General features: G+C 72.2%; 3 protein-coding genes. All 3 read right to left on the bottom strand.

The features are described 5' to 3' along the window. Window positions 1-6: 6 nt before the first annotated feature. A complete protein-coding gene (locus AC07OX_RS03920; RefSeq protein WP_495259932.1) occupies window positions 7-12,615 on the bottom strand; it encodes a filamentous hemagglutinin family protein in 12,609 nt (4,202 codons plus the stop codon). Window positions 12,616-12,754: 139 nt separating this feature from the next. Continuing rightward, the gene (locus AC07OX_RS03925) at window positions 12,755-13,720 is read right to left on the bottom strand and encodes a FecR family protein (protein ID WP_495259933.1); all 966 of its coding nucleotides are present in this window, start codon (window positions 13,718-13,720) and stop codon (window positions 12,755-12,757) included. 73 nt (window positions 13,721-13,793) lie between these two features. Then, window positions 13,794-14,339: an RNA polymerase sigma factor gene (locus AC07OX_RS03930; RefSeq protein WP_495259934.1), complete on the bottom strand. Its 546-nt coding sequence runs from the start codon at window positions 14,337-14,339 to the stop codon at window positions 13,794-13,796.

Raw genomic sequence — 14,339 nt, forward strand, 5'->3', positions numbered from 1 at the left:
CGCCGCCTAGCGGCCGCGCGGCAGGCCGCGCCGTTCGGGCTCGTTCAGGCGCGTCAGCTGCGCGTCGGTGAGCGCACCGTGCCCCACCATCTGGACGAAGCCCGACGGGTCGTAGCTCGCCTGCTCCGCCGGCCTGCGCCGCACCTCCGGGGCCTCGGGCGCGCCGGCCGCGGGCTCGTTGCCGAAGCCCAGCACGCGCACCGAGAACACCGACGGCAGGCTCTGGCGCGCCGCCGCGCGCTCGCGCTGCATCACGTCCTGCGCCGCCGCCGTGGCCTGCGACGCCGCGGCGCTGGCGTTGGTCAGTGCACCGACATTCACCGACGCCACCACCGGCAGCCCCGTGCTCTTGCCCTGCACCGCCATGTTGTCGGCGTTCACGATCTGCAGCGCCGCCAGGTTCACGTTGCCCGACACGCGGATGCCCGCCTCGCCCGCGTCGATGGTGCCCAGCGGCGCGATCAGGTCGATGTCGCCGGCCGGCACCTCGGGAATCGGGTTCAGCGTGGCAATGCCCGCGCCCGTGCTCGGCACGTCCGACGACAGCACCACGTTGCCCCAACGGTCGTACACGCGCTTGGGCGGCGTGTAGACCACCGTCGTCTTCGAGCCGCGACCGGCGTTGATGTCGCCCTCGGCCGACCAGCCCAGCACGCTGCCGCCGAAGGTGGTCATGATCCGGCTCTGGCCCAGCAGGATGCTGCCCAGCGCGTACAGAGAAATGTCGCCCGCGCCCTGCGTGATGACACCCGGAATCAGCGTGCCCACCGCCTTGGGCGCCGCGCCCTCGATGCCGAACACCTGGCGTCCGCCTGGCGTGAGCAGCGCGATGTCGCCGCCGAACAGCGTGTTGATGCCGGCCGCGCCGAACATCGTGATGTCGCCCCTGTAGCTCGTTCCCGGGAACAGCGACGCGATGGCGTTGCGCCCGCGCAGGTAGCTGCCGTAGCGCACGCCAGCCTCGTCGTTGTATTCGCGGCCGCCCTCCTTCAGCTCGGCGAAGTACACGCCGCGCAGGTAGCTGCGCTGCTGCTCCGGCGGCAGGGCGTTGAAGAAGGCCAGCGCCTCCTGTGCGCCGCCCTTGCCGCTGTAGCCCTGCGAGGCTTCGAGCCAGTTCACCAGGTACAGCTGACTCGCCTGCCGGTAGTCGTTGGCGAGCACGCGGCGCGGCGTGCCGGTGTCCGCGTCGAGGCGGGCTTGCCGCTGCGCCATCCAGGCCGCCGCGCCGTTGTCGTCGCCGCTGTAGCCAAGCTCGGCGCGCAGCCAGTCGCCCAGCGTGAGCTGGCGGTTGTAGTTCTTCACCACCTTCCCGGCCTGGTCGGCCAGCGGCTGGCCGCTTTGCATGAGGTGGGCGGGGTCGAGGTAGCGCTGCGCAAAGCCCGCGTAGTCGGGCCCGTGGGCGCCCACGCCGGCCAACATCGCGATGCCCGCACCGGGCCGGCTGTCGCCCGGCACCACCGCGCCGAGGCTGCTGACCGAGGCCCTGTTCTCCATGCGGATGTCGCGCCCGGCCGTGATCTCCAGCGTGCCGGGGCCGGCCACGTTGAAGGTGCTGAACAGGATGTCGCGGCCTGCCGAGACCACCGAGATGTCGCCCGGCCTTGCATGCGCGAACAGGTTGCCGCTGCTCTCGAAGTAGGTCTGCGCCACGCCGCTCGAAGCCTCGGTCTGCCCGACGGGCGTGCCGCTCGCGACGATGTCGCGCCCGGCCCGCATCCACACCGGCTGCGCGCCCTCGTACCAGGTCTGGCCGGCACGCGTCGCGTCGTCGGGCCCGAAGCGCAGGATGCGCCCGCTGCTCACGCCGACCAGGTCGCCATGCACGGCGTAGAAGCGCGCCGGCTGCGTGCCCACCGCTTCGCCCGACACCGTGTTGGGGCCGAAGGCGAACAGCGGACGCACACCGCCGCCGTCCAGGCGATTGCCGCCCGAGAGGTTGTCCAGCACCGTGCCATCGCCGGTCGTGCCCTGGAAGGCCGGACGCAGCGGCGTCGCCAGCGCAGAGGCCGCCGCGCCCGACTGGCTCACGATATTGCCTCCCGCATAGATCGAGTCGCTGGCCAGGAACTCCAGCGTGCCGTAGGCCGAGGGCGCCAGCACCAGCGGCGTGCCCGTGCCGGTGTTGTCGAAGGTCGCCGCATCGCCATAGAACAGGCTGCCGCTGGCGGCCACCGCACTCAGGATCGAGGGGTACACGAAGGCCGAGTCGGTCACGGGCACGCCCGCGCCACCCGTTACCGGCACCAGGTTGCCGCCTGCGCCAAAGAGGCGGATGGCCGTGTGCGGCGTCCACAGGGTGAACCAGCTCTGGCCCCGTCCTTCCAGGCCGTTGGCGCTGAACGGCGTGGCATTGGGGAGGTCGACGCGCGTCGGATCGATCACCCCCTTGACCACCAGGTCGCCACGCGTGGCGAGCGTGTAGTTCGCATCGCCCGGGGCCAACACGATGCCGCCTTGCGCCATGCCGCGGGTTGCCGTGTAGAGGTCGTAGGCGCGGGTCTCGCGGGGCGACTGCGCCCGCTCGGAGAGCCCATAGACCCGGGGCAGGCTGCCGAGGGTGCCGGCCTGCAGCTGCACGTCGCCCCGAAGGTTGACGATGGCCCCGTTGAGCCCGGCGTCGGAGTCACCACCGGCACCCTCGACGTAGGGCGTGTGGAGCGGATTGAAGGCGCCTCCCACGCGCACGAGCACGTCGCCACCGCCCGTCAGGCTCAGGCTGCCGTCGGCCAGCACACGGCCGGTGCCGCCCACCGCCAGCACCAAGCCCTGGCTGCGCCGGCTGTCGGTGGACGAATCTGTCTTGGCGCCGCGCCGTCCCTGCAGGCCCGCGTTGCCGCCCACGTCCACGCGCAGGTCGCCGCCGCCCAGCGTGCCGAAGCCGGTGAAGCCGAGCAACTTGTCGGCCGCCCCGGTCGTGCCGACATACGAGCCGAAGTTGATCCACCACGCCGTGGGCTGGTCCTGCGCGCCGCCGAAGCTGTCGCCCGTGCCCTGGCGCCACAGCCAGTTGCCGATGGCGCCGCTGCTGAAGCCCTTGTCGGCAGGATTCGGCCGCCCCAAACCGCTTCCCCCGGAGATCAGCGTCATGTCGCCGATCAGGTCGCCGCCGGCCTGGAGCGTCAGGTTGCCGCCGGAGGCGGGGTACCAGGCGCGTGCCAGGTTCTGCGTGCCGCCATCGACGAACTTCTCGTAGCCACCGCTCGCGTCGTTGAGCACCGTGCCCTTGGCGCCCACCGCGCGCGGCAGGTTGTAGGGGTCGCCGGCCCGCGTGGCCTGCGACGAGGCGCCGGCGGTGTACACGCCGAACAGCGAATCCATGCGCAGGTTGCCAGCGGCCAGCAGGTCGAGATCGGCCGCGCCGGTGCGCACCACGCTGAAGCGCGTGCTGCCCGGCAGGTAGCTGTACTCCGGGGCGGCGATGACGCAATAGCTGGGAAGGTCCACGCAAAGCTCCGGGTACTGGATGTCCGCGAAATCGATGGGCTTGCCAGCCATGCTCTCGTCGCCCACGAAGTTGATGGACCCTTCCACGCTCCACAACGCGCCGCCGGGCTTCAGCTTGCCGAACATGCCGTAGTGGCTGTCCGCCAGCCGCAGGTCGCCCCGGCCCGCCGCCGGATGCACCTGCACGATGCGGTTGTCCGCCGCGTTCAGGTCCGCACCCGCGGCCAGCCGCACCGACCACGACTGCGAACCTTCGGGCAGCATCGCCGCCGCGGCCCACAGCCTGCCGGCGCCGTCCGGGCGCAGGTTCACCGAAGTCACCCCGCCGGGCAGCTTGATGTTGGTCGCGGCCGGGAGCAGCGCGCCCAGCGGCAGCGTGAGGGCGCCGTTGAGCACGAACTTCTTGCCGTTGCCGGGCAGCGGCACGCCCTTGGGCCACACCACGCCCGACAGCGTGGCCGCCGACGGCAGGCGCATGCCGGCCCCCAGGCGCGTGCCCACCGGCAGCGTCACGTTGGCGCCGCCCACGATGCTGCCCGCCGCGAACAGCAGCGTGCCCGAGGCGTTGCGCACGTCGGCGCTCAGCACCGTGCCCACCTTCAGTTCGAGCGCCTTGGCCAGCACGCTGGCCACCGGCATCACCTGCCCGGCCCCGAAGGCCGTCGACTTGATCGGCAGGTCGTAGTTGAGCGTGCCGGCGCCTCCCTCGAAGGTCGTGCCGTCGGCCAGCACCACGCCGCCCCGCGGCAGCACGGTGTCGCCGCGCAGCAGGTTGACGCCCGGCAGCAGCAGCCAGCCGCCGTCGTCCGGCGTGGCGGGCGGCGGCGCAAAGCCGTCGTTGATGCTGCCGAAGATGTCGAGGTTGCCGCCCGCGCGCAGGGCCAGCGCGCCCACCTCGCCCGAGCCGTACACGCCGGTTTTTTGCGTGTGCGGATTGGCGCTGGCGTAGCGGTAGCCCGACAGGTCGATGTCGCCCTGCACCACCATGTCGCCGTCGGGCGTCTTGCTGACGATCTGCACGCCGGGGCGCAGGTGGAAGGCATCGGCATAGCGCGCGTTGTTCAGGCCCGCGAGCTTGCCGTTCATCAGCGCGCCGTTGGCCAGCGCGTGGTCGATGAAGGCCGTGCTCTGCAGGTGCTTGGCGTCGAGGTACGCCTGGTCGATGACCTGGTAAGGCCGGCCGGTGGCCGCGGCGTCGGTGCCGAAGCGTGCATCGTCGTAGCGCCACATGCCGTTCACGGCGATGGAGCGCGCGCCCTCGATGGCGAGAGTGCCGCTGGCGTCGATGCGGATGTCACCCACGGTCTCGCCGGTGCGGCCCGCGTTGAGCTCCAGCGTGCCGCGCGCCCGGCCGTCGTTCTGACCCGGTTCACCGCCCACCCGGGCGTCGGTGCCGTGGCGCAGGTCGATGCGCGAACCCGAGGCCAGCGTGAGCTGCCCGTCGTTCGACGTGAGTTCGATCATCGCGCGGTTCGGCGAATCGATGATCTGGCCGTGGCTGTCCACGCGCAGCGTGCGGCCGTGCGCATCGAGCACCGCGCTGCCGGCCAGCGTGAGGTTGTGCTTCGCGGCCAGGCTGATGCGGCCCACGCGCTCGCCGCTCGCGTCGATGGTGCCGGTGACGGAGAGGCTGCCGTTGTCGAGCGACACGTTCACCTCGCCGGCCTTCAGGCCGTCGCCAATGACAAGGTCGCCCTGGCGCAGCTGGAAGCTGCGCGCGCCGAACACACCGCCGTCGTTGAGCCGCTGGTTGAGCGCCGCGAACTCGGCATCGCCGAGCTGCCGCGCGCGCACGTCCACGCTGCCCGCCGCGAACGGCACCCGCGTGCCGCCCGCGTCGTAATGGCCGCTGCTCGCGCCGAGGATGCGGCCCTGCAAGTCGACTGCCCCGGCGGCATCGTCGAGCGCCATCGCCTTCAGCGTGCCGGCGCGGTTGTTCTTCGCCGAGATGTCGATCACCGACCCCGCCGCCTGCCGCAGGTTGCCGTGCAGGCTTTCGAGCACCACGTCGCCGCCGGCGCTGTACCTGCTCACGTCGTTGAACACCACCTCGCGGCCCGACAGGTCGAGCACCGCGCGGTCGGTCAGCGTGAGGTCGCGTTCGGCGCTCAGCGTGAGCTTGCCGCTGGGCAGCGCCACGGCGGTGTCCAGCGTCAACTCGCGCCCGCGCAGGCTCAGCTCGGCGCCCAGCGCGGCATCGCCGGTGGCCGCCGGCGCGCCCGCGGGTGCGGCCACGCGCAGTGTGCCGCCCGCCGTGATGCGGTTCACCGAGCCCGCCTCGCCCGTCAGCAGCGGCGCCACGATGCTCAGGTTGCCGCCGCTGTACGCGTAGCCCTTGCCTGCTTCGTACGCGCCCTGCGACTGGTAGACCGACAGGCTGCCCTTGTGGTTGGCGCTCACGCGCTCGGAGGCCTTGAGGTTCACGTCGGCAAAGCCCAGCACCAGGCGACCCGCGTCTTCCAGGCCGCTTGGCTGGCTGTGGGGACCGTAGCCGAATTCGATGTGCTCGGCCTCGATGTTCAGCGTGCCGCTGCCGGTGCCCGCGCCGTCGCGCACCACGGCGGAAGGCGCCGTGGTCGCGCCCTGCCACACCAGGCGGCCGGTGCGGATGGTCGCCACGTCGCCCGCGCCGCCCTGCCCATAGATGGCAGGCGTGGCCAGCACCAGCTGCGCCATCGTCGCCTTGCCGGTGGCGGGGTCGATGGTGTCCAGCGCCGCAGTGCCGAAGAAGTTGACGCCACCGCTGGCGCTCAGCTCCAGCGTTTCGAGCGCGGACGCACCGTACTGCCGGTCGCCGCGCAGCAGGCGGTCGAGCAGGGCCTGGCTCATGGCCAGTCCCGGCGGCAGCGTGTGGTTCTGCGCGGCGGCGGCCAGCGCGGCGCCGTCGCCCACGTTGATGCCGCGCACCGCCAGCGTGAGGTGGCGCGTGCCGTAGCGCACCGCCTCGTTCATCTCGAAGCGGTCGGATGTCACCATCGCGATGGTGCCTTCGGAATACAGCTCGGTCTGCCCGCCGCACGACGCGCTGGCACACACGCCGATCTGCAGACTGCGGTTGTCCGAGGTGGCCTGGGTCTGCGGCACCGGCAGCGTGCTCACCCGGCCGTTGGAGACCATCAGCATCTGGCCGGTCGCGGCGTAGACGAAGCCGTCGCCGGCATCGTAGGCGGCCTTGCCACGGCCCAGGGTGTGGATGCGCGCGCCCTGCTCGACCACCACGCTGAGCGGCGTGCCCTCGGTCGCGCCCACCGCGGCCAGGAACACCTCGGGTGCGGACAGCACCGCCCCCTGGCGAAGCACCACGCTCTGCCCGCCGTCGCCGGTCTGGATGACGTTGCCGCTCTGCCCATAGTCGGCGCCCTGCAACCCGCCGATGACCAGGCGCGACGCGCCCATGCCACTGAGCGCGCCCGCATCGAGCGTGACGCCCTGGAAGCCCGCCGTCGCCGGCGCGCCGGCCGCGACGATCTCGAGACCGAGCTGCTCCTCGCTGCTCGTGGCCACCACGGAACCGCCCCGCCCGCCCGCGCCCACCCGAAAACGCGCCGTGCCGTCGAATCGCAAGGCCTCGGCGCCCGCGCCGGGCGCGAGCTTCAGGTGCAGGTTGCGCGCGTCCGCCGGCAGCATGGCGCGCGGCACGCCCACGCGCAGCGCATCGGCGCGCACGAAGTCGCCGTAGCCCATCTCGTTGTATTGCGAGTAGCTGCGCAGCACCTCGCCCGCAGTCACGATGGCCTGACGGAACAGCGTGTCGCCGATGCCGGTGCGGCCCACGCCCAGCTGCGCGGCCGTGAGCCACGAGCCGTTGCGCATCGCCAGCGTGCCGGTGGGCGCGCCCAGGCCGGCCGCGCCGTTCAGCTCCACGCGGAAGGCGCCTTGCTGCAGCGCATAGGTCGAGGGCATCAGCGTGTAGGTGCCCGCGGGCAGGCCCGGCACGCCGGCGCCGATGGTGATGTGCTGACCGACCAGCGGATCGACCGCGCCCTTCTCCGCGCCGGTGGGTGCCACCGCCGGCTGCACGCCGGGCACGATGGCATACACGGGGTTGGTCGCGAGCCCCGGCAGCGTGAAGCCGCCGCGGGCGCCGACCTGCATCAGCGGGCTGAAGCGCGCGTCGGTCGAGCCGCCGCGTCCGCTCACGAAGCCCGCGCCCCTGAGGTTGCCGCCGCCCGACAGGTCGAGCGTGGCGCCTTCCTGGCCTTGCACGCTGGCCCCCATGAACGTGAGGCCGATCGTCTGGTTGCGCTTGTAGGTGTCGCCCGCGCCCACGCCGGTGAGCTTGACCTGCTTGCCGTCGTACAGGTAGTTGATGCCGTCGACCGTGCCGCCATAGGGCATGTCCAGCCCCTCGCCGCTCACGGACGTGAGGCTGCCGGGCATCAGCCTGACCTGCGTGGTGAGCGCATCGCCGAGCGTCAGCTGCCCGAGCGGCACCCGCACCGCACCGCCCTGCTCGATGACGCCGGCGCGCAGCGACAGGTCGCCGAAGGCCGAGTACGGCACCTGCGGGCTCGCACCCGTGCCCTCGATGCGCAGCGCCGTGTCGGGCCGGTAGGTGCCGTCCGGCGCCAGGCCCGCGGACACCAGCGCCACCACGCCGGTGGCCGGGTAGATCTGCGCGGCGCGCAGGGTCAGGCTGCCGGGCACGACGAGGCTCGTGGAAACGCCGACGTCCTGCCGGCCTTGCAGAAAGCGCAGATCGCCGCTGCTGGCCAGCGTGACATGGCCGAAGGCGGCCAGGTCGACCACGGGCGCTTCGCTCGCGCTGTCGAGCACGGGGACCTTGCCGTTGACGCCGAAGCCCATGCCATCGCGGATGTCGATCAGGTCGCCGGCCACATCGAGGCGGGCGCCCGACGGCACGCGCACCACACCGCCTTCGGCGACGGGCGCCCTCAGGACTTCACGCGTGAACGACGGCATCGCGCCGGCCAGTCGCACGTGCGCGGCCGACAGTGCCACATGCGCGTCGTCGGGCGCGTTCGTGCCGAGCGCGAGGCCGCCGGCGTAGATCTGCAGGCCCTGCCGCATGCGCAGGTCAACGCCGTCTTCGAAGGCGAGCGTGGAGCCGGCAAACAGCGAGAGGCTGTCGAAGCCGCCGCGCCGGACCGTGTCGGTGCCCAGCCGGGCCTGGCCGTAGGCGAGCGCACCGTCGTCGACGCCGGCTCGCAGGGTGTCGGGCGCGAGCGGTGCGCCTTGTTCCACACCCAGCACCAGCACGCGGTGCCGGCGCACGCGGTCTTCCGCCTGCTGCAGCGGGTCCAGGTGCAGGCGCAGGCCCGGCGTGCCGAGCACCACGGCCAGCGTACCGCCGGCCGCGCGCTCGCCGCCCGCGACGGCGCGCAGTGTGCCGTCCAGCTGCAGCCCGTTGTACGACGCGAGCGAGATGCTGCCGCCGTTGCTGGCGACATCGGTGGCGCCCATGCCGGGCACGTCGAGCACCGCATGCGTGCCCGAGGCATCGAGCAACGCGCCCGGGCGCACGACGACGAAGTTCTGCGACGCGGTGGCCTTGCCAGCGACCGCATCGATCTCGCCGCCGACCACGATGCTGCCGCCGTCGCGCACCAGGCCGTAGCGCTTGCCGGTGGTGTCGGTGGCGGTGGCCGCGTGCGCCGACGCATCGAGCACCGCCTGCCCGCCGATCCAGATCGAGCGGGCATGGGCCGTTGCATTGGCAATGTCGGCCTCGAGGTCGGTGATGTCCACCGTCTTCAGCACGATGCGCCCGCCGTTCGCGCGCAGCGTGCCGTCCACCGTGAGCTGGCCGGCGCTGCGCACCTCGATGGCCTGGCCTGGGTCGACATGGATCGCCGCGCCCTTGCCCACCACGGCCTGCACCGTCGGCAGCTCCTTGGCGAGCGTGGTCGTCGTGCCGGCCTGCAGCGACAGGCTCGCGCCCTTGCGCTGCGTGAGCACGGCTTGGGTGGCGTCTTCCTGGTAGAGCGGCGGCGTCCACACCTCCAGCGCCTGGGCCGGCGAGCTGCCGGTGGCGATGTCCTGCGCGTGGGCGCCGAAGCGGTACACCGGCATCTTTACGTCGATCTGCGCACCGTCGGCCACCGTGAGGCCATGGTTGCCGATGAGCGCATAGCGGCTGAAGCCCTTGTCGAAGAAGCCGGCGTCGAGCATCAGCGTGTCGGCCTGCGCCGCGCCCGAGGTGTCGCCGATGGCGACGCGCATCGTCTGCACGGTCAGCGTGCCGCCGCCGTCCACGCCGTGGCCGCGCAGCAGCGCGCCGTCGAGCGCGACATGGCCGCTGCCCGTGTTGAAGCCGTCCGCCTCGAGCGTGACGCTGCCGCCCTTGCCGCCTTGCGGCTTGGCCTTCGACAACAGCGCCGCGCCCGACGACACGTCGATGGCGCTGCCGGTGCCCAGCACCACGTCGCCGGTGCTGCGCACGGACACGCTGCCGCCGTTGCGGTAGGCCACGCCGCCCGCGTCGGCCGGGTTCGTCAGCAGATGGGTCCACAGGCCGCGGGTGTCGAGCGTCGCACCGCCTGCGAGCACCACCGAGGTCGTGCCGCCGTCGGGCGCGTTGAGCGTGCTGGTGTCCTTCAGGTAGTTGAGGCTGACCTGTTCAAGCACGTTGCCCAACTGGATGCCGCCGCCGCGCGCGACGAGGTCGGCGTTGACCTTCACGTTCGGGCTGTACAGCACGAGGTGGCCGCCGTCGCCGACCTGCAGCGCCTTGTCGACCGCGATGCTGTCGGTGGCCGCGATGCGCACCGCGCCCAGGCCAAAGCCGCTGAGCTGCGCCGCGTCGAGCACCAGCGTGTCGCGGCGTTCCGCCGGCAACACGGTCGCGAGGTCGAACCCCGCGGCAATGCCTTCGGCCGTGTCGCCGAGCACCACGTTCTTGATGCCCGCAGCATCGAGCCGCCGGTGGATCGCACCGCCCGTCTTGTCGTAGTAGGCGTCGTAGCGGCCCACGACGAGCTGCCCGCGCTGCGCCACCGCGCCTGTCGACTGCTGGTAGCCATCGAGCCCGGCCTGCCGCGCCTGTGTCTGGCGGTCGCCCTGGAAGGTCTCGCCGACGATCTCGCCTTCGAGCACCGCGGCCTGGGTGCCGACGATGAGCAGGCCGGCATCGCGGCCCACGGTGTAGCCGCTTTCCAGCCGCGTCTGCGGGCCGATCAGCGGGTTGTAGAAGAAGCCCGTCGTCTTCTTGCCCCAGCGCGCGTGCTCGTCTTCGAAGCCCTTGTAGACGCCCGTGTAGCGCAGGTCGCCGGGCGCCTTCGACACTTCGTAGAGCCGCCCGTCCGCGCCCTTGAGCCAGCTCTGGTTGAGCTTGCCCGTGAGCACGTCGAGCGTGCCGCCCGAAATGTTGATGCTCGCGCCGCGCTGCGTGACCAGCTCGCCGCCGCTGAAGCCCACCACGCCGCCCTGCGCCATCCACTCGCCCACGCCGTGCGCCTGCGTGCCGAGGTAGCCGCCCACCTCGAGCAAGCCGCCGCCGGTGTACCAGCGCTCGCCCTGGTAGCCGCCGGTGCCGCCGGGCACGAAGACCAGCGAGCGCCGGTCGATCCACAGGTCGTTGTTGTTGAGGTTCTTGCTGTCGCGGTTGAGCGGCGCATCGCGCTGCTCGTTGCCCTGCACGTTGATCTTGATGTTGTTGGATTCCATCGCGAGCTTCACGCCCACCGCGCCCGACACGTCGATGCGTGCGCCCTCGCGCACGAGGCTGCGCTGCTTCGCGTCGACCACCACCTGGCCACCGGTGGCCAGCGTGAGCGAGCCGGCCTGGAATTCGACCGTGCCGCCGCTGGCGACTTCGACGCGCGACAGGTCGCGGCGGTCGTTGCCCGCCAGCACGATGCTGCCGGTGCCCAGCTGGACCGCCGGCGCCATAAGCCCGGCGCGCTGGCTGTCGAGCGCGGTCGCGCCGCCGGTGTCGAGCACGATGGCGGTGGTGCTGCCTTCGCCGAGCGCGACCTTGCCCGTGGCGCCAATCGCGTTCAGATGCACCGTGCCCCGTGCGTTGACCGAGGTGCTGGAAAGGACGACGCCGCCCTGCACCACTTCGCGCCCGGCCAGCGTGACGTCGCCGGTGGTCGCCTGGATCAGCCCGGTGTTGCGCACCGTGCCCGCCGGGCTGTTCGTGTCCAGCGTCACCGCGACTTCGTTGCCGCGCGTGGTCGAGCCCAGGTTGCCGTCGGTGCCCACGCCCTTGCGGATGGTGAAGTGGTCGCCCGCCGCCAGCATCGTCTGCCCGCCGGGCGTGGCGATCTCGCCGGCGTTGTGCACCTCGGCGCCCAGCAGCAGCACATAGCCGCCGCCCTGCGTGGCCGAGCCCGGCGCGGGCGTGGAAAGCCGTGCGCCGGGCTGCACCTCGACGCGGCCTTGCGCGTTTTTGAAGTTGGGCGCGCTGCCGTTGGCGTACACGCCGTGGGCCTGAAACTGCGCGTCGTCGATCTGCGCCGCCGCGGCCACGAGGTTGCGTGTGTCGACCTGGCTGCTGCCGCTGAACACGATGCCGTTGCGGTTGACGACCATCACCGTGCCGTCGGCCCTGATCTGCCCCTGGATCTGCGAAGGCCGCGCCTGCGGGTCGTTCACCTTGTTGAGCACCGCCCAGTCCTTGCGCTGCGCGAAGGCCACGGTGGTGTTGCGCCCGACGTTGAAGGTCTCCCAGTTGAGGATCGCCTTGTCGGCCGTCTGCTCGACAGTGACGACCGTGCGACCGTCGACCTGCCGCTGCGAATCTCCGGTCAGTGCGCGTGCATTCGACCAGCCGGCGGTCAGCGAATTCGTGTCGACCTTCAGGCCGCCATCGGCCAGGCCGTCGGGCACCGAGGGGTCGTTCTGCGCGGCGCGCCGCGCGGCCGCCTGTGCCGCCTGCTGCGCCGCGATGCCGCGTGCCGCGAGGTTCAGGTTGCCGATCGACTGACGCAGCTGCTCGCTGGCGCGCTGCTGCTGCGCGAGCGGGCTCGTGAACTGCGCCGCCGGCGACCCGTTGGGCATCAGGCCGGTGGCCGTTGCGTTGGCCTGCGCCGCGCCCTTGGCGTTGAACCAGGTCGGGCTGAAGGCGCGCTGCGCATGCGCCGGCGCGGTGGCCGCACCGGCGGCCAGCGCCAGTGCCATGGCCTGTGCCAGCGGCGAAATCCGGAAGCTCCTCGCCTGCACGGCAGCGCCCTGGCGGCGGCTGCGGTGTCCCTCGTGTGTGTTCATCTGACGACCCGTAAAGAATGAAATGCACAGGCACGGAATCCGTGCCCCTTACGGGACAGACCGACGGACGCAAACAAAACCGCTAAGTTTCTGGACCAATCCTGAGTGCACGCGAGGGCCAATCAGGCTGTCACATTCATCAGCTAAGCAGCAGCACGCCGCCCGGCAGCGCACGCGCCTCGAGGTCGTACGAGCGCTGGATCTGCACCAGCACCGTGTCGAGCGAAGCGATGGCGAAACGCCCGCTGACTTCGCGCCCGGCCAGGCGCTGCGCCAGCAACACCACGCGGCCCGGCCGATAGCGGTTGATCTCCTCGATCACGTGCGCCAGCGGCGTCTGCCGGAACACCAGCACGCCGCTGCGCCAGGCCGAGGCTTCGCGGGTGGCCACAGCCGCCACCGGCCCGAGCGAACCCGCGTCGTACAGCACCTGCTCGCCGGCCTGCAGATCGCGCGTGCCCCTCGCGTGCGTGACGCGCACGCGCCCTTCGAGGCAGGTCACGCAGCCCCGGCCCGCGAGGTAGCGTACCTCGAAGCGGCCGGCCTGCGCCTCGCTGCGGGCCGCGCCCGCCACGACGCCGAAGGGTTGCGGCCCGGCCACCAGGTCGAGGGCCGCCTCGCCCGCGATCAGGTCGATGCCGACGACGCGGCCCTCGACGCTGCGGCGCTGCACACTGGTCTGCGTGTTGAGCGTCAGGTCGACGCCTTCGGCCACCTGCACCGCGCGCTGCTCGCCGGTGGCCGTGCGGTAGTCGGCGTTCCATTCGCCGAACGACGGCCACAGGCCCAGCGGCGGAGAGACCACCGCCACGCCCGCGGCGCCGGCTGCGCCCACCGCCGCGCCGAGGAACGCGCGGCGCGCGGCCACCGGCCGCGCCGACAACACGGGAGCTCGCTGGACTTCGGCCGGCATGCCGCCGATGGCCGGGTCGAGCGCTTGCCACAGGCGCCGGGCCTGCGCCAGCGCGGGCTGGTGCTGGGGGTTGCCATCGCGCCAGCGGCGAAAGCCCTCGACGTCGTGCTGCGTGGCCGCGCCGGACGACAGCCGGCGCAGCCAGGCCTGCGCTTCGCGCAAGGCCTGGGCGTGTGCATCGGGCGGGGTCATCGGGGCTTCAACCCGTGCGCGTTGAAAGATGTCGCATACCCATGAGACGGCTCTCGACGCGGTGAACCGCACTTTATTTTTCATGCGACTCCCTCCCTTGCGGCATGCGGTCCGCGCGGCCCATGCGGGCGGCGATGTGGTCATGCGCCTCCTTGAGTTCCTTCTCCACCGTGCGCAGCGAGATGCCCAGCCGTGCCGCCACCTCGCGCTGCGGCAGGTGCTGCCAGCGCACCATCACCAGCACCTGCCGGCGCCGTGGCGGCAGGCGCTCGATGAGCGCGCGCAGCGTGGCCAGCTCCGCGCGGTCCTGCGCGATCTGCGCGGGCCCCGGCGCAGGGTCGGGCGTTTCGTCGAGCAGCGCCTCGATCTCGTCGGACGTGGCCAGGCGCCCCTGCTTCGCGACCTGGTCGTAGGCCAGGTTGACGGCCACGCGCAGCAGGTAGGCGGCGGGGTCGTGCACGCCGTCGATGTCGTCGCGGCTTTCCAGGCGCAGCCAGGTGTCCTGCAGCGCATCGCCGGCGCGCTCGGCATTGCCCAGCCGCCGCGCAAGCCGCTGCTTGAGCTCGTCGTAGCGCGCGACCAGGAAGTCGCGCAACGCGGGCAGCGCGTTCTCGGGCAT

The sequence above is a fragment of the Variovorax sp. GW821-FHT09D07 genome (assembly GCF_059416345.1).